The sequence below is a fragment of the Ensifer sp. M14 genome (genome assembly GCF_003355565.1).
In the GTDB taxonomy this organism is placed as follows: domain Bacteria; phylum Pseudomonadota; class Alphaproteobacteria; order Rhizobiales; family Rhizobiaceae; genus Ensifer.
On sequence record NZ_QJNR01000004.1, the window covers coordinates 4,155,954 to 4,176,814 of the forward strand.

At 60.9% G+C, this 20,861-nt stretch carries 24 protein-coding genes; 2 read left to right on the top strand and 22 right to left on the bottom strand.

The window, feature by feature from the left end:
- Positions 1–12: 12 nt before the first annotated feature.
- Genes BLJAPNOD_RS20145 through BLJAPNOD_RS20155 form a run of 3 tightly spaced genes read right to left on the bottom strand, consistent with a single transcriptional unit; the run spans position 13 to position 2,800 of the window.
- Entirely contained in the window at positions 13–906 is an 894-nt protein-coding gene (locus BLJAPNOD_RS20145) for a DUF6492 family protein (RefSeq protein ID WP_244610978.1), read from the bottom strand.
- On the bottom strand, positions 903–1,715 hold the full coding sequence (locus BLJAPNOD_RS20150; RefSeq protein WP_115420934.1) for a WecB/TagA/CpsF family glycosyltransferase: 813 nt from the start codon (positions 1,713–1,715) through the stop codon (positions 903–905). The genes BLJAPNOD_RS20145 and BLJAPNOD_RS20150 overlap by 4 nt, the downstream gene beginning before the upstream one ends.
- A gap of 2 nt (positions 1,716–1,717) precedes the next feature.
- Positions 1,718–2,800 (bottom strand): glycosyltransferase family 4 protein, encoded by a 1,083-nt coding sequence (locus BLJAPNOD_RS20155; protein WP_158556141.1) that lies wholly within the window; start codon positions 2,798–2,800, stop codon positions 1,718–1,720.
- A gap of 57 nt (positions 2,801–2,857) precedes the next feature.
- On the opposite strand from BLJAPNOD_RS20155, the gene BLJAPNOD_RS35415 reads away from it, so the two are divergent.
- Positions 2,858–3,121, top strand: coding sequence for a hypothetical protein (locus tag BLJAPNOD_RS35415; RefSeq protein WP_158556142.1), 264 nt, complete (start codon positions 2,858–2,860; stop codon positions 3,119–3,121).
- Positions 3,121–4,110, top strand: coding sequence for a glycosyltransferase (locus BLJAPNOD_RS20160; protein WP_115421392.1), 990 nt, complete (start codon positions 3,121–3,123; stop codon positions 4,108–4,110). Before BLJAPNOD_RS35415 ends, BLJAPNOD_RS20160 begins: the two co-directional genes overlap by 1 nt.
- 27 nt (positions 4,111–4,137) lie before the next feature.
- Here BLJAPNOD_RS20160 and BLJAPNOD_RS20165 read toward each other — a convergent pair whose 3' ends face one another.
- The 19 genes from BLJAPNOD_RS20165 to BLJAPNOD_RS20255 form a co-directional block, all read right to left on the bottom strand.
- A complete protein-coding gene (locus tag BLJAPNOD_RS20165; RefSeq protein ID WP_115420936.1) occupies positions 4,138–4,704 on the bottom strand; it encodes a hypothetical protein in 567 nt (188 codons plus the stop codon).
- Positions 4,704–5,072, bottom strand: coding sequence for a hypothetical protein (locus tag BLJAPNOD_RS20170; protein ID WP_077504313.1), 369 nt, complete (start codon positions 5,070–5,072; stop codon positions 4,704–4,706). The genes BLJAPNOD_RS20165 and BLJAPNOD_RS20170 overlap by 1 nt, the downstream gene beginning before the upstream one ends.
- A 14-nt stretch (positions 5,073–5,086) precedes the next feature.
- The gene (locus tag BLJAPNOD_RS20175; RefSeq protein ID WP_115420937.1) at positions 5,087–5,638 is read right to left on the bottom strand and encodes a rod-binding protein; all 552 of its coding nucleotides are present in this window, start codon (positions 5,636–5,638) and stop codon (positions 5,087–5,089) included.
- Positions 5,639–5,751: 113 nt separating this feature from the next.
- Positions 5,752–6,165, bottom strand: coding sequence for a hypothetical protein (locus tag BLJAPNOD_RS20180; protein ID WP_077504315.1), 414 nt, complete (start codon positions 6,163–6,165; stop codon positions 5,752–5,754).
- A 4-nt stretch (positions 6,166–6,169) separates the two neighbouring features.
- Complete coding sequence (gene fliR / locus BLJAPNOD_RS20185; protein WP_077504316.1) at positions 6,170–6,922, bottom strand: flagellar biosynthetic protein FliR; 753 nt, start codon at positions 6,920–6,922, stop codon at positions 6,170–6,172.
- Entirely contained in the window at positions 6,919–9,006 is a 2,088-nt protein-coding gene (gene flhA / locus BLJAPNOD_RS20190) for a flagellar biosynthesis protein FlhA (protein ID WP_115420938.1), read from the bottom strand. Before flhA ends, fliR begins: the two co-directional genes overlap by 4 nt.
- Positions 9,007–9,118: 112 nt before the next feature.
- Entirely contained in the window at positions 9,119–9,385 is a 267-nt protein-coding gene (gene fliQ / locus BLJAPNOD_RS20195; protein WP_077504318.1) for a flagellar biosynthesis protein FliQ, read from the bottom strand.
- A 7-nt stretch (positions 9,386–9,392) separates the two neighbouring features.
- On the bottom strand, positions 9,393–9,803 hold the full coding sequence (gene flgD, locus BLJAPNOD_RS20200; RefSeq protein WP_077504319.1) for a flagellar hook assembly protein FlgD: 411 nt from the start codon (positions 9,801–9,803) through the stop codon (positions 9,393–9,395).
- Positions 9,794–10,243: a flagellar biosynthesis repressor FlbT gene (gene flbT / locus BLJAPNOD_RS20205; RefSeq protein WP_025425943.1), complete on the bottom strand. Its 450-nt coding sequence runs from the start codon at positions 10,241–10,243 to the stop codon at positions 9,794–9,796. The genes flgD and flbT overlap by 10 nt, the downstream gene beginning before the upstream one ends.
- Complete coding sequence (flaF, locus tag BLJAPNOD_RS20210; protein ID WP_025425942.1) at positions 10,240–10,587, bottom strand: flagellar biosynthesis regulator FlaF; 348 nt, start codon at positions 10,585–10,587, stop codon at positions 10,240–10,242. Before flaF ends, flbT begins: the two co-directional genes overlap by 4 nt.
- 35 nt (positions 10,588–10,622) lie before the next feature.
- Positions 10,623–11,675, bottom strand: coding sequence for a flagellar hook-associated family protein (locus BLJAPNOD_RS20215; protein WP_077504320.1), 1,053 nt, complete (start codon positions 11,673–11,675; stop codon positions 10,623–10,625).
- A 2-nt stretch (positions 11,676–11,677) separates the two neighbouring features.
- Complete coding sequence (gene flgK / locus BLJAPNOD_RS20220; RefSeq protein ID WP_077504321.1) at positions 11,678–13,093, bottom strand: flagellar hook-associated protein FlgK; 1,416 nt, start codon at positions 13,091–13,093, stop codon at positions 11,678–11,680.
- A 23-nt stretch (positions 13,094–13,116) separates the two neighbouring features.
- Positions 13,117–14,328: a flagellar hook protein FlgE gene (locus BLJAPNOD_RS20225; protein ID WP_115420939.1), complete on the bottom strand. Its 1,212-nt coding sequence runs from the start codon at positions 14,326–14,328 to the stop codon at positions 13,117–13,119.
- Between the two features lie 92 nt (positions 14,329–14,420).
- Positions 14,421–15,092, bottom strand: coding sequence for a response regulator transcription factor (locus tag BLJAPNOD_RS20230; RefSeq protein ID WP_025425938.1), 672 nt, complete (start codon positions 15,090–15,092; stop codon positions 14,421–14,423).
- 270 nt (positions 15,093–15,362) lie between these two features.
- On the bottom strand, positions 15,363–15,920 hold the full coding sequence (locus tag BLJAPNOD_RS20235) for a lytic transglycosylase domain-containing protein (RefSeq protein WP_199566008.1): 558 nt from the start codon (positions 15,918–15,920) through the stop codon (positions 15,363–15,365).
- The gene (locus BLJAPNOD_RS20240; protein WP_115420941.1) at positions 15,871–17,337 is read right to left on the bottom strand and encodes a flagellar hook-length control protein FliK; all 1,467 of its coding nucleotides are present in this window, start codon (positions 17,335–17,337) and stop codon (positions 15,871–15,873) included. Before BLJAPNOD_RS20240 ends, BLJAPNOD_RS20235 begins: the two co-directional genes overlap by 50 nt.
- Positions 17,334–18,644, bottom strand: coding sequence for a chemotaxis protein MotC (gene motC, locus BLJAPNOD_RS20245; protein WP_115420942.1), 1,311 nt, complete (start codon positions 18,642–18,644; stop codon positions 17,334–17,336). The genes BLJAPNOD_RS20240 and motC overlap by 4 nt, the downstream gene beginning before the upstream one ends.
- Before the next feature lie 5 nt (positions 18,645–18,649).
- The gene (locus BLJAPNOD_RS20250; protein ID WP_115420943.1) at positions 18,650–19,864 is read right to left on the bottom strand and encodes a MotB family protein; all 1,215 of its coding nucleotides are present in this window, start codon (positions 19,862–19,864) and stop codon (positions 18,650–18,652) included.
- Positions 19,861–20,514 (bottom strand): hypothetical protein, encoded by a 654-nt coding sequence (locus tag BLJAPNOD_RS20255; RefSeq protein WP_115421393.1) that lies wholly within the window; start codon positions 20,512–20,514, stop codon positions 19,861–19,863. The genes BLJAPNOD_RS20250 and BLJAPNOD_RS20255 overlap by 4 nt, the downstream gene beginning before the upstream one ends.
- Positions 20,515–20,861: the final 347 nt, after the last annotated feature.

The window sequence follows — 20,861 nt, forward strand, 5'->3', positions numbered from 1 at the left end:
CGCGCGAGCCGCTCAGGCCGCGAGTTCGACGATCGCTTTGCGGATATCGTCCAGATCGTGACCGACGAACGACTGCACGCCGATGCCGATCTGGTGCGGTGCCATATCCCTCAGAAAATCCCTCAGGCCAGCGATGCCCTGCCGATAGCTGTCGTCGAACCAGAGCACATGGCAGAGCGCGTCCGGCGACGGCTCGTGTCCCTGCCCGCCCAGCACGTCGTCGACGAAGCGGCCATAGATCGTGCATTCGGAAAAGGCACGCGTCTTCGTCACCGCACGAACCCAGTTGCGGCCGTGCAGCGCTTCCACATGGTCGACCAGCTTACGGCATGTGTCGCTGCGCCAGGCGATCAAGGTGTTGATGTAGTCGTTGGCCGGCAGCGCATAGGGGCCGATGCCCAGGAGCCGATCCGAATGCGCAAGCCACGCCAGATGGTTGGAGCGCATGTTCGCATCGATCGACGCATCCTTGCGATAAAGCGTCAACCGATCGCCCTGCCAGAGCGTGGCGGGGTCGAAATCGCGCAGGAAGACGACGTCGGAATCGACTGCGAACATCGCCGCCTCATCGATGTGGCGGGCAAGCGCGAGACGCCGAAGCTGCTGAACGTGCCAGCCGCGAAGCGGCAGGCCAAAAGGGCTGAGCCAGATCTTGCGGCGCCCGCCCGAGAGCGGGTCGGTAACGGGCCGCAGCCACCACGGCAGAAGGTCGCGCTCGCTGACCACTTGCCGCCGCGATCCTTCGAGCTGCCGGAAGAGCGCCACGTCGAAATCGGCGACGAGCAGATAGTGGACCCAGTCGCCCTGCACGCGGCGGTCCATGCTTTCGCACATCAGGCGACAGCGTTCAAAATCGTTGGCGTAGGATGCGGTGACGATCGCGGTTCGCGTGGAAGGGCCGGTCAATACTTTCGCGCCCCAAGACTTGCTTCGCCGACACTCCTTCGCGCTCGCCCCGTCAGCTTATGGAGAAGGACATGCAACAGGAACAGCGGGTTGCCCAGGATGTAGCGACGCCACATGCGTTTCGGCTCCATCGCCAACCGATAGAGCCATTCGAGCCGGAGCCTGCGCAGAAGTTTTGGCGCCCGGGGAAACGCGTGGGCAACAAAATCGAACAGCGCGCCAACGGTGATCACCAGCCGGGCATCCTGCGCACCGACATAGGCATCGACCCATTTCTCCTGCATCGGGCTTCCCATTGCGACGATGAGAATATCGGCCTTGCGGGCGCGAACCTCCGCAAGGATATCGCGCGAGCGAGCCCGATCGAAGAAGCCGTCCGAAATCGGCATGAACTCATGCCAGGGCGCGTGCTTGCCGAGGTTCTCGGCCGCGCGCGCCAATACGTCCGGTTGCGCACCGATCATCGCCACCCGCATGGGTCGGCCGATGTAGGTCAGCAGGGCCGGAACGAAATCGGTGCCGTTCAGATTGGCGGGAAACATGTCACCATGGAACACATAGGACGCGATATCGACGCCGTATCCATCGGGAAGCACGACTTGCCGACGCAGCACATCCCGGTATTCCGCGTCCTTCATCATCAGGTTGGCGTTGTTCGCATTGAGAAAGGCGATCCTGACCTGGCCGGCGGAGCGGGAGGCCGCTTCGCTGGCAAAGTCAAACGCATTCGCCCAACCTAGATCTGCAACCGGAATGCCGAGGATCATCCGTTGCGATACGGCGGCGTTCGTCGCGGTGGAAACCCCCATCCTCAGCGCCCTCCGCCAAGAACGGTCAATCGCGGTTGTGAAGGTCGTCCCCCCTCATCACTTTGGCTCTGGTCACTTTGGCCACGCAAGGCAAGATCGGGCAGCACATCGCGCATCACCTGCATCATCCTGTTCTTCTGGGCCTGGTGAAACAGAGTTCCATCCAGCCGTTGAGCCGAGCCCGCCCGCGCTTGGCCAACTTTCTCGACCAGCAGGCGTGCGAACTCCAGGGGATTATCGGTCGCGACGCAATTTGCCGGGACCGTCTCAATGCCGCGCAACGAAGCGTTTGTGGCAACAGATGGCATGCCAAGTTCGAAAGTCTCGATGCTTTTCAACTGCACGCCCGTGCCGCCACGGCTGATCAACGGCACAATGGCGCTGGCGGCAACGAAGGCGCGAGCATCCGGTACGCGGCCGACAAAATGAATACCGGGGTGCGAAAGAGTTGGCGTTCCATCCAATTGTCCGGCAATCGCGATCGACATGTCCCCGGGTAATTGCGGCACGACCTCTTCCAGGAACCAGTCCAAGCCGAGCCGGTTTGGCCGCCAACTCCAGGTACCGATTAAGCCGAGATCGTGTCGGCGCGGCACTTGCGGACACGCCGGTGCGTCCCACCCCGTGACCAAAGGCAGCACGAATGCCCGATCGGAAACCGCTCGGCCAAATCCGAGACGATCCGCCTCGGCAAACGTCCACAATGCGACAGCGTCTTGCGCCAGCTGCTGCTCGTACCGTTCGAGGTAGAATGCCTCCCGCCTGAACAGATACCGCTCGAACGCACCCTTGGCACGCTCGGCGTTCTCCAATGCGGAATTGGCCTCGATATTGTGCGCGACGTAGATCGACGGATACGGGCGGAAAACCTGCGCGAAGGCAGCGGGCAGCTGCACCGAATTGAGCACCAGGCCGTCGAAGGGTGCGAGGCTGTCCAGGATCGACTGGATCCGGCTTGCCGATGTGCCGAGCATCTTGGCTGAAGACACCGACGCACGATTGAGAAAGGCGGTTGCAAGCCAGCTCAGCTTTTGCCGGCGGCCGACCTTGGCATTGGTCACTTCCAACTCGCCAAGCAGGTGCATCTCGCAACCGGGCGCGGACTTGCGTCCGGGCTGCAGGAAGCCGACGACACTGACCCGATGACCAAGGGCAAGCAGACCGTCAAGCACCGCACGATTGGCGATATCGAAACCGGAGGCAGGATTGTCGACGGGAACGAGCGAGGAAACCAGGACCAGATGCATTTTGCCAAACGTCATGGATGGAGCAATGCCCTTTCTTTACCAGCACGGGGTGAAGGACCGCTTAAAGCATTCATTCAAAAGTCGTTTTGCCGGTTCAGCATCTGTTTAGGAAGATTTGCTTTAGTGGTGGCCAGCAATCCGCTTGCACAGGTTTCATGATGACGTCTACCGGCCAGGATATTTCCATCTATTTCCGGACCGAGTTGGAAGACGCCGGTGACATCGAACTCGTCGTCGTGCTGCCGACCTTTCGTCGGCCGGAACATGTCATCAAGACGCTGAAAACGATTGTTTCCCAACGGCCTGACGTCGCCTTTGCGACCGTCGTCATCGAAAACGACGATGAAGGTCTGGCGGGTGCTGCGGCCGCGAAGGATTTCTTTCTCGGACATCCGTCGGACTCCATCGTCATCATCGCCCACCAGCGTGGAAACTGCTACGCCTACAATGCCGGTTGGGCGACGGCGCTTGAAAACTATCCCAACCTGCGTGCCATTGCCATCATCGATGACGACGAGATCGCCGCACCCGAATGGCTCGATTGCCTCATCACGGCACAGGAAGCGACCCAGGCGGACATGGTCGGCGGTCCACAGCTGCCCGTCTTCGAGGATGTGACCGGGCAGAAGTGGAAGCGGCATCCGGTGTTTACGCCCCACTATGACACGACCGGACCGGTGCCTACCCTCTTTTCCTCTGGCAACGCGCTGGTGACGCGCCGGGTTCTGGACGCCATGCCGCGCCCGTTTCTCGATCCGGCTTTCAACTTCATCGGCGGCGGCGACGCCGACTTCTACAGCCGCGGCAAGGAAAAGGGGTTTTCGTTCGCCTGGGCCAACGAGGCGTGGGTGGCAGAAACGGTGCCGGCCCGGCGCACCAGCGCGTCCTGGGTTCGCGCGCGCAGTCTCAGAAACGGGGCGATTTCGACAATGCTCGAGCACCGCCGGGATCCAAGCTTCGGCGGACGCGTGAAAACCTTCGGGAAGTCGCTTGCCCTGCTCGGCGCTTCGCTGCCGCGCGGCATCAAATTATGGCGGAAGACCGGTCTCTTCTCGGCCGGGCTTTACCACTTCTATGTGGCCGTCGGCCGGCTGATGGCGGAGCTCGGCTTCGTCAACGAACAGTACCGCAATCCGGAAAAGAACTGATACGGAGCCGAGCCGTTGCGCAGGCGATCAGTGGCCGCTGCTGGCGCTGACGCCGCCTTCCGGCAGCTTGTCGTTGGCAACATTGCCATTCTTGTCGACGATGGCGACAGGCTTCTGCCGCGGGATATTCTGGCCGTTGGCCACGCGCTTGACGTCGTCCTTGGTCAGATATTCGAGCTGTTCGACCAGGACCTCGGTGATCACTTCACCGCCGAGCTTCTTGTTGAGCCCGTCCTTGACGGTCGACTTGAAGGTCGGCAGGTCGAACGTGCCGGTATCAGCGACGTCGATGAAGCGCGAGCCGACCAGCATGTCGTAGAGCTGGTCGGTCACCATCTGGCGCAGCGGCGCCGGCAAATTATTGATGCCTTCCTTCGTCGCCGAGAAGGAAAGCTTGGTCAGGAAATAGCCCTGTACGGCCCCGTCCTTGATGACGGGGACCGTGATCATTTCCCCCGGAACATATTGCTCCGATGCACGCCGCGTTGCTTCCGCATCCGAGACGACGGGCGCCGAAGCGCTCTGCATGGAATAATAGACGGATCCGAGCGTGACGGCGCAGACCCAAACCCCGGTGAGAATGAGCTTAAGCATTAGAAATCGCTGTAGCGGAACTGCGCTTCGGAATAGATGCCATCGGCATCGGCGTCCTGAGCTGCGGTCTTCAGCAGATCGACGACCGATCGCACGGCATCGAGATGGGCTTCGACTTTCTGTGAGTTGACCTCGAGCTTGTCGCGCAGGTGACGGGTCTGCGATGCGAAGGCCGGCGAAATTTCGCCCGGCAGCGTATCGCGGTGAAGCATCGTCAATTCGTAGAGGCAACGGCTCTTGTGCGCGTTCGACGTCTTGATATCGAACTCCGGATCAACGCCGATACGGCTGTTTTCATTGTCGATGATCATTTCCAGCCGGCCGAGCACGTTCTGGATCCGGACGTCGTTGGATGCCACAGCTTCCATAAATGAACTCCCAATTAAGCTTGTTTGTTTTTATCGTCTTCAGTCGAATAACCAGTGAGCGTCTTGCGCTCGTATTCCTGCACGAGGCTTGCGGCCAGGTTTCGGCTGTTGCCGTCGAGCGATGCATTGACGCGCTCACGCGCATCGCTGCCCGCCAGCTGATCGGCAATGCCGATACCGCCACTCTTGGAGATGACGTCGCCGATCTGCTCGGCCATCATGCTTTTCCAGATGTCACCGGATGTGCCCTTGCCGAAAACGTTCTCGCTGTCGTTCGGGAGCATGGATTTCACGAAGTTCTGCAGGATCATCGCTTCGAACTTGCGATAGGTCTCGGGGATCTTCTTCTGTTCGACGCGATTGTTGATGTCGCCGAGGCCACTCGAACCTTGCGAAGAGTTGAGAACGTTGACGGTAGCGGCGAAGCCATTGCCGTTTTCCGCAAGGCTCGTCGCCTGAAAGGCGGCGCGATTGGCCTTAAGCCGGGCCTGCGCTTCCTGCACCTCGGCCGGATCGGCGGCGCGTACGACGTCCATCACCAGATCGCTGGGCGGAGAGATAGCCATGACAATTCCTCTCGACAACGGTATCGCGGCGTCCTTGATCGGGGCCGACGCAATCGCGCGTTCAACATTCGACCCGAACGCCCTGCCGATCGGCGAGCGTTGCGGATGTCACACTATCGCCGCTCAACCTTACCGGAAGCTGGCGCTTGGCCGGCGACGTGTTGGTCGATCAGGTCGTAGATGGAATTATCGGCCTCTTCCCGGTCTTCCGACTGCCGGGCCTCCTTCATGTTTTCCTCGAGCCGGTCGGCCTTCGCACGCTCCTTTAGCATGCGCGCTTCGTGCGTCTGCTGGATGCCGAGCAGCATCTGGTCCTTCTGCACAAGGCGCCCGACCTGCGAGGAATAGTGACCGGAAAACATGCGATGCATCGGATGGCCCGAGCCCATGGCATCGACGACGACGTCAATCGTCTCGGCCAGGACATCGCGCTGGCGCGTCATCTCGACGAAGTCAGCCTCAGCCATCTGCTCAAGATGACGCTGAACGGCGACCAGGCGCTTGAGCTTCTGCGAGCGCGTCTTCATTTGCCTAGCCTCCCTGCATGACAGGTGCAAAGCCGTCGCCGAACAGGCGCAGCATCGCGGCGATGCCGAGATAGAGCAGGAACAGGCCCCCCATGATCAGATAGGGCTGCGAGATGAAGTAGATCGGGATCTGCGGCGCCAGCTTGTTGACCATGCCGATGGCGACGTTGAACAAGAGGCCGTAGATCAGGAAGGGGCTCGCAAGCCTCACCATGATCATGAAGGTCTGCTCGAGCGAATCCGTCAGCGTGATGAGAACGCCCTGCGGATCGAAGACGCTGCCAACGGGCATGACCCGATAGGACTGGGCGATCGCTTCGAACATCACGTGGTGGAAGTCGAGCATGAACAGGATCATCAGCCCGGCAAAACTGATCATGCTGGTGATCTGGTTTTCCGCCGTGTCTTCGAGCACGTCCGACGATGGCGGCGGGTTGAAGCCCATCAGCATCGTTATCGTCGTGCCGGCGAATTGAAGGCCGAGCACATAGTAGCGCGCGACCAGACCGATCACCGCGCCAACCGCCGTTTCGGCCGCGATCAGGTAGATATAGGTGTGGCCCTTACCGGTCACCTGCGGATAGATATCGGTCCACATGACAGGCAGGATCGCCATGGAGATGGCGACCGCGATGAACAGCCTGATCTGCATGGGAATGCGCGCGGTCGAGAACCCCGGCATGATCATGATGCACGCCCCGATCCGGCAGAATGCCGCAAACAGCGCGAGCACCGTGCCCTCGGGGTCGGTTATCATGAAATCGAGCCGATGATCTTGATCTCGAGTCCCTTGGCAAGCTCGACATGCGAGAGCACGGGCAAAGTGGCAAAAAGACGTTCGATGATCATGCGGACATAAGAGCGGGATTCGGGCGAACTTACCAGCACGAAGGGCATACCGCGATCGAGATGTTCACGGATAACTTTTGTCGCCTGCTCGCTGAACTCTTCGAGATGACGCGGATCGATGTCGAACTCGACAACCTCCCCCTTGGCATCCCGCTTCAGCGCCTGATGGAACACCATGTCCCATTTGTTGCCGAGGCGCAGGACACGCAGGATGCCGTTGTCGGCGAGATCGCCGCACAGCTGCTGCGACATGCGCACGCGCACATGCTCGACGATCTGCTCGGTCTTGCGGACATGCGGCGCGAGCTCGGCCACGGCTTCGAGGATCAGGTGCAGGTTGCGGATCGATACCCGCTCCGCCAAGAGCAGCTTCAACACGGCCTGCAGCCCGGAGTAGGACATGTGCGAGGTGCAGATTTCGTCGGCCAGCTTGCGGTACTCCGGATCCAGCCGATCGATCAGCACCTTCACGTCCTTGTACGACAAGAGATGCGGCAGGTTGTTGCGGATCACTTCCGAAAGATGCGTCAGCACCACCGAGACGTTGTCGATCGGGTGGAAGCCTTCGCGCTTCAGGTCTTCGGTAAACGTCTCGAGAATGGAAACCGCCGGCATGCCGAAGGCGGGCTCGCGGATCTCGTCTCCCGGCACGCTCGGGCGGCGGCCGCCGCCGGTGACAACAAGAACTTCACCGACACGCACCGTGTTGGATGCGATCGTCGTGCCGTGGATGCGGACGTGATAGGCCTTGTCCGGGATGCTGATATCGTCGGAGACCTTGATCTCGGGAATGACGAGGCCGTACTGGCCGGCAAACTTGCGGCGCATCTTGCCAACGCGGAACGCCAGTTCCTGGTGGGCGCCAAGCAACCGGGTCGAGACCTGCTTGCCAAGCAGCAGCTCGATCTCGGCGGTCTTCAGTACCGATTTGACCGAGTCCGCTTCGCCTTCCTTAGTCTGCTGGGCCGTTGCCGCTTCCTGCATCCGGCGCGCCTCGTTTTCCGCTGCGATCTGGCGCGGGACGATCCAGCTCAGGAAAGCCATGCCGCCGCCGAGAACGGCAAACGGGAAAAATGGCAGGCCCGGAATAAGCGCAAGCAGGATAATCAACCCTGAGGCAACCATCAAAGCGCGGGGATAGCCGCCGAGCTGACCGACAACAGCCTGGTCCGTCGAGCCGGCCGTGCCGCCCCGCGACACGAGCAGGCCTGCGGCCAGAGAGACGATCAGCGCCGGGATCTGCGAAACCAGACCGTCGCCGACGGAAAGCTTGACGAAGACGTCGGCTGCTTCGCCGATCGGCATGTCGTGGCGCAGATAACCGATGATGATGCCGCCGAAGATGTTGATCGCGGTGATGATCAGGCCGGCGATCGCATCGCCGCGCACGAACTTCGACGCACCGTCCATGGCACCGAAGAACGAGCTTTCCTGCTCCAGTTCGCGGCGACGGTGCTGCGCTTCCTTTTCGTCGATCAGGCCTGCGGAAAGGTCGGCGTCGATCGCCATCTGCTTGCCGGGGATGGCATCGAGGGTGAAGCGCGCACCGACTTCCGCGATACGCGTCGCACCCTTGGTGATGACGATGAAGTTCACCGTGATCAGAATGAGAAAGACGATCAGACCGATGACGAAATCGCCGGACATGACGAGGCTGGCGAAACCGGAGATGACGCCGCCGGCAGCACCGTGGCCTTCATGACCATGGGAAAGGATGACGCGCGTCGTGGCAATGTTCAACGCCAAGCGAACCATGGTCGAAATCAGTAGAATCGTCGGAAAGGACGAGAATTCGAGCGGCCGCTGGATCCAAAGCGCCACCATCAGGATCAAAACCGAGAAGGCGATCGAGAAAGCCAGCCCCATATCGATCAGGAACGGCGGTATCGGCAGGAAGAGAATTGCCAGGATCATGATGATCCCGATAGCGAAGCCGATGTCCCGGCCCTTTGGTGCTACTTTCGGGATGATCAGCGCTGCTTGTTGTGCCATGTCTCTTCCGTCTCTTCATGAGAGGTCGGGCAGCATTCACACGCGCTGCCCCAATCTTACGACTGGAGATAAAGGCCCAAGCTTGCGCGAAAGTGGTAGCGCGAAAGCGCGATCAGAATCCGGATTGGATCCTGGAGAAGACGATGTCGGTGAAAATCGAGATCTGAGCGCCGATGAAGGGCGCGGAAATGGCTACCGTGATCATCACCGCGAGGATCTTCGGAACGAAGGTCAGGGTCATTTCCTGAACCTGGGTCAGCGCCTGAATAAAGGCGATGACGACGCCGACGACCATCGCGGCAAGAACGGCGGGCCCTGAGGCCACGATCACGGTCCAGATCGCAGCCTGCACGATATCGAGGGCATCCGCCTCATTCATTCGGGTATCACTTTACCTTGACGCCTGGGCCGATAACGAGCTCCTTGCCGTTATCCAGCACTGCAATGATTCCGTCAGAGTATAGTTTGACTTCCTTGACGACGCCAGTGACCGTACCGTCCGCATTGGTGACAGTTTTGCCGATCACCGCATCCGCCTCGCTGAGCGACGTGCGTTGCAGCAGGCTCTCAAGGTTCTTGTTGGTCTTGATCGTCTGTTCGACCTGCGAGAAGGTCGCGAGCTGCGCGATCTGCTGCGTTGCGTCCATCGGCTGTGTCGGGTCCTGATTCTTCATCTGGGCGACGAGCAGCTTGAGGAAGCTCTCATAGTTCAGCGATGCCTTGCTGGCGTCGTTGCCTGAATCGGAACCCGAAACGATCGGGCTGTAGTCCTTGTTGCTGACGCCGCTTACCGCCATGGTGCAATCTCCTTGCGAATCTGCTCGACCGTGGCCGGCGTGATTTCCTGCGTGTTGAGGATGCGGTCTTCGATTGCATAGAGCCCGCGGATCGCCTTCAGCGCCTCGAAGGCGCGGCCGTTGGTGACCAGGCCATCGACCCGCTTCAACTCAGCCAGGATCTCTTCGTTCTTGAAGCAGTTGAGCAGCATGACGACCGACTTGCGGAACATGGCGGTCGATTGCTCGGCGCCTTCCGGGTTGATCAGGATCATCTGGGCGATGAAATAGAGCTGCTTCAGCGGCGTGGTCGCATCTTCCGGCTGAAGCACGTGGTTTTCCAGAAGGAAGGTCACGTCATTCAGGAATTCGACGGCGACCTTGCGGTCGACGCGAAGCACCGCGCCGTTTACAAAAATTCTTTCGCCCGATTTCAGCGAGATACGCAGTGTGCTCTTCATTTCAGTCCATCCCTGATGATGGTGGTAATGTCAATTATGCCCTGGAAGTTGGAGGATTCGCGTTTGCGGATCTTTTCCGTCTCGTTGAGTATCCAGATGGCGATCGAAATCAGATTGGCGCGCAGCTCTTCGTTGAGCTGGTTTTCCGGTGCACGAAGATCCTCGATGAAGCGGATCCAGACGCGCCGGGTAAAATAGATGGCCTCGATGGCCTCTCTCGAATACCCGTTCTGCTGTCTCGCGGCTTCCAGGAGCGCGATCGAGCGATCGAGTACCTGCCGTTCTCGATTCTTGGAGTCGGCAACGCCGTCCTCCATGATCTCGGCATAGGAAAATTGGTACATTCAGACATCCTTCATGTTTGTCCGGTCGCCTCTTCTCAGAGGTAGTTGAGCAAGCTCATCTGCTGCAGTCTCGACGTCAGCGCGTAGGATGTATCGAGCTGAGTCTTCAAGGTGTTCACACGGGTCGCCGTTTCGATCTGATCGATGCCATTGATATCCAGGATGTGGGTATTGAGCAGCTTCTGTTGCGCCTCAAGCGACGTGGTCGCCTTCTTGACGCGCGATTCGGAGATGCCGAGCGAACTGCGTTCGCCGTTGAGGCCGGCAATGGCCTGCTCCGCATAACCGAATGCCGCGTTGCCGATCGTGTTGCGAACCTGCGAATTGACGTTCTTGTCCATCAGCTCCGACGAAATCACGCTTGCGAGCGCGAACATGCGGAAGCTCTTGGTGTTGGCGTTGGTCGAGCTCTCGATGACCTCGCTGGCGCTGATGCGGCTCGTCATGTTCTGGCTCGAGGCATCCGACCAGTTGGCGTCCCAACCGGGGCCGGTGAACATCGGCTCCAGCGTGTTGCTGATGAAATCCTGCATCTGCGCCGGCGTGAACTGGCTCATATCGGTGAGGCTGTTCGCCGACATGTAGCCTGTCAGCGCCGTATCGAAGGCGGCCTTGGCGGCAGACGGAGGCACCGAGTTGTATTCGGCCAACGGCTTGACGTCGGTGTTGATGCCCGAGAAGAGAAACTCGCCGTTGAAGGAGGTGTTGGCCGCCGACGTAAAGATCTGAAGGGCGCCGTTCACTTCGGTTTTCAGGATCTTCATCGCGTCAACGCTGTCGTTACCCTTGTAGGTAACGAGCGTATCGCGCACCTTCTCGGCCGCCTTCTGCATCGTTTCAAGCGCACCCTGGGACGCCGAAAGGCGCTGCGTGACGACGGCGTTGGTGCCCTTCATCGCCGACATCCTGTCCAGCTCGCGCTGAAGGTTGAGCGATCGCGATGTCGTTGCGCCGAGCGTCAGCCCGAGGTCGTAGTGAATGCCGGTTGTCTGTTCCTGCGACCGCTTCAGCAACTCGGCTTGAGTTTGCTGAATCGTCAGGCGCATGGCGCTCTGAATCGCCAGGTTTGAAACGAAGGACGTCTTCATGATTACCTCACAGCTTCCATAAGGGCCGCCATCATGGCGTCCACGGTGCTGACCAGCTTGGCCGATGCTTTGTAGGATTGTTCGAGATCGAGAAGCAGCGACAGTTCCTCGTCGATGCTGACCCCCGTCTGCTTGCTCAGTGCTTCCGCCGTGCGAGACAAGAGCGCCGATTTGTTGTCGTCGGCTGTCGACGCCGTCTTGCGGAACTGCTCCAGCCAGCCAACGGAGCTGGTGGCGAAGTTCATGATGTTGCTGCTGCTGTCGAGGCCGGACAATGGGTCGAACGCCATGTTCTCGCCCATCTTGTTGATGAAGCCATCCAGCAGGTCGGTGTAGCCGGCGTTGCCGGTCGGGTTGTTCGACGTGCCGTCGAAACCACCGTCGCGCAGCATCAGCGGGTTTGCCTTGGCAAGCGCGTTGACCGTGATCTTCGATGCCATGCCCGGCACGATGCCCACGGGCGGAATACCGGGCGATCCCCAGGTAAACAGGCCGGGTTGGCCGCCTTCCTGGAACAGGGTCACCAGACCGCGCGCAATCTCGTCGAGCTGCGACTGGAATTTCGGTCCGACGTCGTCACGAAGCTGCACCAGCGCGGCAAGCTTGCCCTTGGCCGTCGTATCGGCGCCGGTTCCGGCTGCAATCGGCACGCCGTCGACATAGATCTTGTTGCCGACAGTCGTTGCGTCATAGGTGTTTTGCGACGCGAAGGTGACGGACCGCGGGATATTCTCGAACAGAACGGTTCCGTCGGTGGTAAAGATCACGGTGTCGTTGTTGCCGCGCGTCGTGGTCGAGATACCGACGATTTCGGAAACCTGCTTCAGGATCTTGTCGCGCTGATCGAGCGCATCGTTCGGGTCGGTACCCTGTGCCGTTGCCGACTTGACCGCATTGTTGGCCTTTTCGAACTCCGCCAGCAAGCCATTCAGCTTGTCGACCTCCAGCGCGATTTCCTTGTCGGCATTTTCGCGCATGTCCTGGACGGACTTCGAGGCCTTGTTCAGCGAATCCGCCAGGTCCCCGGCGTCGGACACCGCCGTGGCGGCAATCGTCTTGTTGCCGGGGGTCGCGGCAAAGGTCTGAAGGCTGTTGCGGAAATCGGCCAGCAGCTTGGAAGGCGCCGTCTCGTAGTTGTTGCCGCCGAGCGCCGACTTCATCAGCTCCAACCCCTCGCGGAGCCTTGCCTGGCCGGAGGCCTCGCCCATGCCGGCGATGCTCTGTTTGAGCAGCGCCTCGTTCTGGGCACGGTAGATGGATACGACCTGCGCGCCGTTCGCCGTGCTCCCGAGCAGAGCAAGCCGACGCGAGTAATCCGCGTTGCCCGCGTTCGCGATGTTCTTCGACACGATCGCGGTTTGCTGCGCCGTGTTGCTGAAGGCCTGTTGTGCGATGGATATTGCGGAGGACAGCGACATGACGCGGACCGTATCTCTTTCAATTACCGTTTCAGGTTGACCAGAACTTCAAGCAGGTCAGACGCGGTCTGGAACACCTTGGAGTTTGCCGTGTAGTTGCGCTGGGCCTCGATCATCGAGGTCAGTTCGTTGGCGATGTCGACGTTCGAGTTCTCGAGCGCCTTGGACTGGATGTTGCCGAAAGCGCCGGAGCCGGCAAAACCGGTGACGATGACGCCGGAATCGGTGCCCTGCGAGTAGACGTTGCCCGACTGCGGCAGGAGCTTGTCCGGGCTCTGCACGGTCGCAAGCGCAATGCGGAATTTCGGAATGAGGTTTCCGTCGCCGTACTTGACGTAGACGATGCCTTCCTTGTCGATCTCGAAGCCAGACATCTTGCTCGGCTTCGAGCCGTCGATGCCGCCGCCGCTGCTGGTGAAATCACCACCGAGCTGCGTGGTCTTCGTCGTGTCGATCGTGAGCGCGCCGAGATTCGCGCCAGTGCCGGGCAAGTTGTTGATGGCGGCCGTCGTCAACGTGGCGGGCGTGGCCGAAATGCGCTTGCCCGCCGCATCGAACGTCATGGTCTGGGTGCCGATAGCGGTACCCGACGTGCGGTCGACGACGTTGAGGCCCCAGGCGTTCGGACCGGTCTTCGTGTAGGTGAAATCGAGGATGCGGGTGTTGCCCTGGCTGTCGTAGACGACCATCGAGGTCTTGGATGTGTCGCCGACGGCCGCGCCCGAGGGAAGATTCGCATCCATCGCGCCCTTGGTGGAGCCAGCGGCGACAAGGCCCTCGTCCTTGAGCTTGACTTCCGTCAGGCCGTCGAAGCCGTTGACGACCACGGTCGGGTCGGCGCCAGCCACGTATTCGTAGCCCATCAGCTTGAAGCCGGCGGTGTTGACGAGGTTGCCGTCCTTGTCGGGAACGAACGAGCCGGCGCGAGTCAGGAAGTTTTCGCCGCCATTGCCCTGCACGATGAAGAAGCCGCCACCGTTGATCGCAAGGTCGCTCGACGACGTCGTGTAGCTGGTGCCGCCCTGCTGCGAGATACTGTAGCGCACCTGGGTCTCGACGCCACCGGAATTGTAGTTGCCGCCGCCCGAAGGCAGGATCATCGAAGAGAACTCAGTCGAGGCACGCTTGTAGCCCGTCGTGTTCGCGTTTGCGATGTTTTCAGCCACTGTGCCGAGACGGTTCGACTGAGCGTTCATACCGGAGACGCCCGTTCGCATGCTGCCATAGAGACTCATATCGGATCCTCATTTCCATGTTGCAGCGACACTAGGAAGCGGGCCTTGCGTGAACCTGTCTTAGGTGCCGCATTCGACCGCTTGAGCGCGCCTTAGTTCCAGTCGATGCAGTAGCCAAGGAAACGCTTGGAATCGATCGGGTCGAAGCCGAGCTTCTTGCGCAGTTTCTTGCGCAGCTTGCTGATGTGGCTTTCGACGACGTTCTCCTCGACGTCTTCATCGAAGATGCCGTAAATCGCGTTGAAAATCTGAGACTTGGAGACGCGGCGACCGCGGTTCGAGACCAGGTATTCGAGAATGCGGCGCTCGCGGCGCGGCAATGCGAACACGTCGCCGTTGATCTCCGGATCGCGGCCATCCGCAAAGACGCGGATCGGACCGATATCGGTGTAGTTGTTGATGGCCTTCAGACGCCGGCGGATCGCCGCCACCCGGGCCAGGATTTCGCGGGGATGGACGGGCTTGCGAACGACGTCGTCGACGCCGCAGTCAAACAGCGCCAGCGTGTTTTCGAGAGAGGGGGTATCGCTGACGGCGATGACGGGCGCCATCGACCGATCGCGGATCGCGCGCGGCAGGGCAAAGGTGCTGTCACCCTGGCCGATCAGAAACGCCTCGACCGCATCGATATCCGAATCTGCCGCCGCATTCACCCACTCGCCGAACTCCTTGGGATCAAAGCCCGTCGAGGGAATTCCTTCACGCCCGAAAAGCGACGTATAGCCGTCCTTCACGAGTTCTCTATCATCAACCACTACGATCATTCGTCCGCCTCCGAATCAGTATGGCACCGCACTGATTGAGAGGTACGAATCGAGGGATTCATGAACAACTAGAGGAAGTTAATGGGTGGAATTAATAATTGATTAACCATGTCGCACCGATTTGATCTACATCTAGTGGCTAAGTGTTAACGATCACACTAAAATAATGTGGAAAAGTTAACGGCTTGCGACAAAACCACTTGCCGTCACATTCTCCGCGCATTGTCGCCACAATGCGGCACGGCCCGCGATCAAGCAATCATTGGTTGTTTATTGGCAGAACTGCGTGGCGTTCGGCGTCCACTTGCCGTAGCCCGTCGCGACCAGATTCGCGATCACCCGGCAGACATATTTCTTCTGCGCCGGGTCGTTATTCGGGCCGGCGTGATAGCGCGCGACGGCCATGGTCCAGCTCTCGTGCTTCGCGCGGAGGTTGGACAGGAAGCGCGCGGCATATTCGACATTCTTGCGCGGGTCAAGCATCTCCGTCGGCGATGCGAACTGATCGCCATGGAAGTAGTAATTGATCTGCATGCAACCGAGATCGATGAGCTTGGCACCCTCAGCCCGGGCATTGGCGAAGCGGACCAGTACGTCCTGGGTGCTGTTGCCGAAATAGGCCTTGCCCTCGATGTTCATCGCGTATGGCTGCAGCGATCCCTTGCGGCCCGTCTCCGTCAGCCCGACGGAATAGAGGATGCCTGCGGGGATGCCGTATTTCGACGCTGCCGAGATGATTTCGCGCTCACAGATGCCGGTGCCGGCGCTGGCGAACGCGCTACATGTAGACGTGGCCAGTACGAGAACGCTCAGTGCCGGCAACCGCATCATCCGTACCGCCATTGCCAACTCGCCTTTCCGCCATTGAAGCCTGGCTGTCGCCATTCTGTCGCTGCCGCCCCTGCCCGCTACCGTCCTCGGCGCGCTCGCGGCCCTGCTGGCCCGCCTGAGCCTGCTGCTGCGAACTGCCGCTGCCGGTCGAGGCATCGCCGCCCGAATTGAACACGACGTTGATCTGATCGACCGCGAAGCCCTGGGCCCGCAGCGCCTTGACCATTTCGCTCTGGTCGTCGCGCAGCTGGCGGAAAGCGTCGGCGTTTTCGACCTTCAGCTCGACCTGCAACTCGTCGTCTTTCAACCGCAACGTCGCGGTAACAAGGCCGAGCTCGATCGGATGCATCTGGATCTTGAGCGTGTTCAAGGTCTTGCCGGCCTGGGTCCAGGCATCCGGCTGGCCGAGGGCCGCACTGTGCTGCAACGACTGGGCGAAACCTGCATCACCGGCGATCGCGCTGGTGACGTTGGTGGAATTCGTATTCATCGAAATGCCGAGATACCGGCGTGCCTCGAGCACGGTGACGTTTTCGGCCTTGGCCGACGACCGCGCGGCGTCGACCGTCGCGCGCTCACCATCGTTGGATATGCTCATCGAGATCGCCTGGCCCTTGCCATCGGCGCGGGCAAAGCGAAACAGCCGGTCCGTGCCCTGCTCGCCCTCGGCACCTTCAGCGTTCGAACCATGCGCATCGGTCATCTCGCCATGTGCTGCGACCTTCGCGTTGCCGTCGCCAAGCGCATGAACACCGACCGATCCGGGCGCGCCGGCTCGCGCATCCGCACGCGCCGACGGCATCGCATTGCCGCCGAGCAAGGTCAGCAGATCATCCACGCTGGCGTTTGGCGATGACTTGGCCTCGGAAGCCGTTTGCCCGTCTGTCGGCTCGACGTTGCCGTCGACACCTTGTGCGCCGCTCGTCTGGGCTTTGCCAGGCCCGTGCGACAGCGCCGCTATGCGCGCAGCCACGTCGTCCGCTTCGCCGGCCAGTTCGGGCGTGCCCGTGTTCTCCCGCGCTAGCGTTGCCCTGGCTGCGGCAAGACGCTTGGCGTCCTTTTCACGTGCGGCGAGTGAGAAACGCTCGTTCTGAGCATTCTGATTTTCAAGCGACGGGTCCTCGAGATCCCCAGGCGCCCTGTGCGCTGGCTTGGAGATCGAGATCTTTGCGTCACCGCCTTTGATGCCACCGTTGCCGATCAAAGCCGCAGCTCCCGAATTATCGCCGTCTGCGGCATCGCCGTTTCCTGCGACCGAACCCTGTCCTCCCTGACCGTTCGCCTTCTGGCGCCCGGCGGTCGCGACGGCATCCTCGAAGGCGCCCGGGGCCTGCTCTTTGCCGCCCGCGCGGGCGCCCGCCTTGCCCGTCTGGGTTGGAGGCGGTGCGCGCAGGCTTTCATCCAAAGCTCTCATTTGCCTTCCCCCCTAAGCAGCACATCGATCTCGTCGACCTTTGACCGGCCCTTCGCCACGAAACCATCGTGGGCCGGGTCGGAGGCGTCGGCAGCGTCGGCACTAACCTCTGTCGTCTCTTCAGCTGTCGGGACGCCGGCCTGCGCCGTCGGTTCCCCGAACGGGCTCATGCCGCTTCCCGTTTCCACGCCTTCGATGTCATCATTCGGCGTGACTGGTTGAACCGGTCTAGCGGAGAACGCTTGCGTGAGGCTTTCATCGTCCGGTGGTCTGACGACCGCATCTGCAACCGCCTTGGCGGCATCGCGCAAGGCGCGGTCGCGCGGTGAGAGCTCCGCGTCCGGGATCGCGGCAATGCTTTGGGTCGCGGCGAAAACGTCTGACGATGGCACCGACGCCAGCCCGGCGTAAAAATTGGCAAGTACGCGCGGCTCGGAGGCGCCGTCGACTGCAAGCTGTTCGGCTCGTTCGGACGCAAGCTTCGCCAGGGTCTGCTTGCCGCTGATGGCGGCGCGCCGTGCGACGCGCAGATAGACCTCTCGCTGGCGCGGCGCGTCCATGAAGGTCAGGATTTCGGAAATCCGCTCATGCGCACCTTCTTCGAAATGCCCCACGGCCAGTTCGACGAAGACATCGGCGAATTGGCTCGCATAGGGCGACGTCAGGTAACGGCGGGCGTAGTTCAGCGCGTAGCGGAAGCCCTTGTCCGGCAAGTTCGCCTGCACTGCGAGGTAGACAGAGCGGCGAAGTGCCGCCTCTTCGATGATCGTGCCGGGAGCTGTCAATCGTGCCCAGTCGTAGAACTTCATCGCCCCAACCGGATCCTGCTGCGAGGTGGCATTGCCCAGAATCAGAAACAGGTAGGGACCCACACGGGAGTTGCGGTACTCGGGCGCCGCCTTCGACAGGCTCTCGACGATCAGACCGCCCTTGCCGCCGAGATACTGGCGCAGCGCATCGGTAACGCGCGAATCGAAATTGCCGTCGACATCGTGGTCGGCGAGATAGTTGAGCGTCTCCGGGTTACCGCCGCTCATGGCGTAGACAAGCGCCGCATCGACGTTGCGCGGATCGCGGAACACGGATGCGTCTGCGGCCCTGAGCCGCTTGTCGATCGCCCCCAGCATGAAGCGCTGCATCTCGATGGCCGAATGATCGCCGAGCACCACCGAGTCCTGCACATATTGCAGCGACCGGATCATTTTGAACGGTGCAAGCTCCTCGAGATCGTTGGCACCGGCCAGTCCCGCCGAAAGCGGGATGGCAAGTGCCGACATCATCAAGGCGGATCTCAGGCGTCGCAGCATCGGTCCTAGCCCTTTGCCGACTGCAGCAGGATTTCGATGCGGCGGTTACCGGGCGCATAGGGATCGCCAGGGATCTGCAGCCGTCTGTCGGCAAAGCCGGTGATCTGGCTGACGCGATCTTCCTTCAGACCGCCGCGCACGAGCATGTAGTAGGCGCTCTGAGCCCGTGCGGCCGACAGGCGCCAGTTGTCGTAGGTGCCGTCCTTGAACGGACGACCATCGGTGTGGCCGCGGATGGCAACGGCGCCCTGGCGCTCGGACAACAGCCTGCCGATCTTTTCCATGGCCATGATCAGTTCCTTCTGCGGCACGGCCGAACCGACGGCAAACATCTGGGAATCCGTCTGCTCGCTGATCGTCACCAGCAGACCACCCTCTGCTGGCGTCACGACGAGGCCTTCCGCCAGTTTGCCGGCATCGCCGCCGAGCTCCTTCGTGATCTCGGCCTTCAGCGCTTCTGCCTGCGCCGCGGCATCCTGCTTGAGAAGCTCGGCCTTCTCGGCATCGCTCTTGCCGGCTTCGGCAGTCCTGGCGCCTTCCTCGGCCTTCTGCTCTTCTGTGGTTTTCTGCAGTGGCGCTGCGCCGCTTTCCATGGCCGCCTTGGACGCCAGGGCTACATCTGTCTCGGCCGCGTTGCCGGCATCCTTGACTTCGACCTGTTTGGTCCAGAAATCCGGGTCGAACGGGTCGCGATAGGCTTCGCCGCCCTCAGCGCCGGTCGATGGCCCGGATTGCGCTGCGCCGCCGTCACCCTTGACGCTGATGTTTGCCTGCTGGCCCACTTCCTGTGCGATCTCGGAAAGCACGGAATAGGGGTTCTCGAAAAAGTCCGCGTCGGAGTATTTCGTTTCCTCGCCCGAAGTCGCCGTCAGCTGGTCGCCGGTCTTTGCGGAGCCACCGGACTTGTCCTGCTCGCCGTCCACCTTCGATCGTTGTTGCGTCTCTTCTCCCTGCGCATCCTTGGCAGGGTCCTTGAGGCCACGTTCGGCAGGCTTCTGGTCGGTCAACTGCACCGGGTTGAAATAGGAGGCGATCGCCGCCTTCGTCTCTTCGTTGGCCGCATTGATCAGCCACATGACGAGGAAGAAGGCCATCATCGCCGTCATGAAGTCGGCATAGGCGATCTTCCACGCTCCGCCGTGATGGCCGTCATGATTGCCGCTCACGCGCTTGACGATGATGATTTCGTTCTTGCCGTTGTGGTGGCTTTCGTCGCTCATGCGAGAACCTTCCGGACAGTGTCGGCCCAAGCCGCCATTCTTGTGACGAGGATCGTGCCGTCCATTTCGATGGCGAGATCGACGTCCATTGTTTCAATGTGGCGGAACACCGGCATGTCGTCGCCGAGGCTGCTCTTCAAGGCTTCGAACAGGCGAAGCGGGCCCTTGATGGTGATCGCACACCCTTCGCCGGCGACGATCCCTTGCCGGATCATCTGGGCCATATCGGCAACGGCCCGCTGCAAAAGCGCATCCTCCATGACGGGAGCAAGCACACGGGCGGTCTGGTCACCCAGCGACACGGCCAGTTGATCCGTCATCGCGTTGAATCGTTCGGCAACACGGCTTGCCGCCTCATCCTCGAAGCGCTGGGTCAGGGCTTCGATTTCGGCTGCGTGGGCGGCCTGGAGGTCGGCAATCTGGTTGGCGTGTTCAAAGGCAAGCTCAGCCTGCGCTTCCGCGCGGCCCTGCTCGAATGCGTCACGACGCTCGGCATCGACATCGATCTGAGGGGCGATCGACCGCGGCGCGGAACGGTCGCTATCGGAGTAGTCGATATCCAGATCGGGAAAATATTTCGGCGGCATCATCGACAGTTCGACTTTCGGCGCGCTGAAATCCTTGAGATAGCGTGACAGCATCGCGCTCATGGCTGGAACCTCGATGCGCGCAGACCGACAGCCGGCGATCCCCGTCTGCCCGACAGGCGCCGCCTTACGGCGCAGAATTCCCATGATGCTGACACTGCTGAAATGTCTCCCTCGGGTCCGCTCGCCGATAGCGGCGAACCCTGCATGCTTGGACTTACACAGGTCGCGCTCGGAAACTCTCATCCAAGCGGCGGACCGATGCAGGCGGCGGCACAAATCTCATATTGGCCGGCAGTCAACCGACAGGACTGCGAGGGAAGGCTATTCGGTCAAACTTGTGCGAAAATGAATGTGTTGGACCGCGCCAGGGCAATTAGCGCGGTCCAACCGTTTCCACCGGGTGCCGT

Bases quoted from the DNA above. Each gene is read 5' to 3' on its own strand.
- fliR (WP_077504316.1), bottom strand. From the start codon at position 6,922: ATGATAACCGACCCCGAGGGCACGGTGCTCGCGCTGTTTGCGGCATTC.
- BLJAPNOD_RS20255 (WP_115421393.1), bottom strand. From the start codon at position 20,514: ATGAGCGCGATGCTGTCACGCTATCTCAAGGATTTCAGCGCGCCGAAA.
- flaF (WP_025425942.1), bottom strand. From the start codon at position 10,587: ATGTACCAATTTTCCTATGCCGAGATCATGGAGGACGGCGTTGCCGAC.
- flgD (WP_077504319.1), bottom strand. From the start codon at position 9,803: ATGGCGGTAAGCGGCGTCAGCAACAAGGACTACAGCCCGATCGTTTCG.
- BLJAPNOD_RS20240 (WP_115420941.1), bottom strand. From the start codon at position 17,337: ATGAGAGCTTTGGATGAAAGCCTGCGCGCACCGCCTCCAACCCAGACG.
- flgK (WP_077504321.1), bottom strand. From the start codon at position 13,093: ATGTCGCTGTCCTCCGCAATATCCATCGCACAACAGGCCTTCAGCAAC.
- motC (WP_115420942.1), bottom strand. From the start codon at position 18,644: ATGCTGCGACGCCTGAGATCCGCCTTGATGATGTCGGCACTTGCCATC.
- BLJAPNOD_RS20155 (WP_158556141.1), bottom strand. From the start codon at position 2,800: ATGCACCTGCTTGGCGAGTTGGAAGTGACCAATGCCAAGGTCGGCCGC.
- flhA (WP_115420938.1), bottom strand. From the start codon at position 9,006: ATGGCACAACAAGCAGCGCTGATCATCCCGAAAGTAGCACCAAAGGGC.
- fliQ (WP_077504318.1), bottom strand. From the start codon at position 9,385: ATGAATGAGGCGGATGCCCTCGATATCGTGCAGGCTGCGATCTGGACC.
- BLJAPNOD_RS20180 (WP_077504315.1), bottom strand. From the start codon at position 6,165: ATGAAGACGCGCTCGCAGAAGCTCAAGCGCCTGGTCGCCGTTCAGCGT.
- flbT (WP_025425943.1), bottom strand. From the start codon at position 10,243: ATGAAGAGCACACTGCGTATCTCGCTGAAATCGGGCGAAAGAATTTTT.
- BLJAPNOD_RS35415 (WP_158556142.1), top strand. From the start codon at position 2,858: ATGACCAAGGGCAAGCAGACCGTCAAGCACCGCACGATTGGCGATATC.
- BLJAPNOD_RS20230 (WP_025425938.1), bottom strand. From the start codon at position 15,092: ATGATCGTAGTGGTTGATGATAGAGAACTCGTGAAGGACGGCTATACG.
- BLJAPNOD_RS20235 (WP_199566008.1), bottom strand. From the start codon at position 15,920: ATGCGGTTGCCGGCACTGAGCGTTCTCGTACTGGCCACGTCTACATGT.
- BLJAPNOD_RS20150 (WP_115420934.1), bottom strand. From the start codon at position 1,715: ATGGGGGTTTCCACCGCGACGAACGCCGCCGTATCGCAACGGATGATC.
- BLJAPNOD_RS20165 (WP_115420936.1), bottom strand. From the start codon at position 4,704: ATGCTTAAGCTCATTCTCACCGGGGTTTGGGTCTGCGCCGTCACGCTC.
- BLJAPNOD_RS20160 (WP_115421392.1), top strand. From the start codon at position 3,121: ATGACGTCTACCGGCCAGGATATTTCCATCTATTTCCGGACCGAGTTG.
- BLJAPNOD_RS20170 (WP_077504313.1), bottom strand. From the start codon at position 5,072: ATGGAAGCTGTGGCATCCAACGACGTCCGGATCCAGAACGTGCTCGGC.
- BLJAPNOD_RS20215 (WP_077504320.1), bottom strand. From the start codon at position 11,675: ATGAAGACGTCCTTCGTTTCAAACCTGGCGATTCAGAGCGCCATGCGC.
- BLJAPNOD_RS20225 (WP_115420939.1), bottom strand. From the start codon at position 14,328: ATGAGTCTCTATGGCAGCATGCGAACGGGCGTCTCCGGTATGAACGCT.
- BLJAPNOD_RS20175 (WP_115420937.1), bottom strand. From the start codon at position 5,638: ATGGCTATCTCTCCGCCCAGCGATCTGGTGATGGACGTCGTACGCGCC.
- BLJAPNOD_RS20250 (WP_115420943.1), bottom strand. From the start codon at position 19,864: ATGAGCGACGAAAGCCACCACAACGGCAAGAACGAAATCATCATCGTC.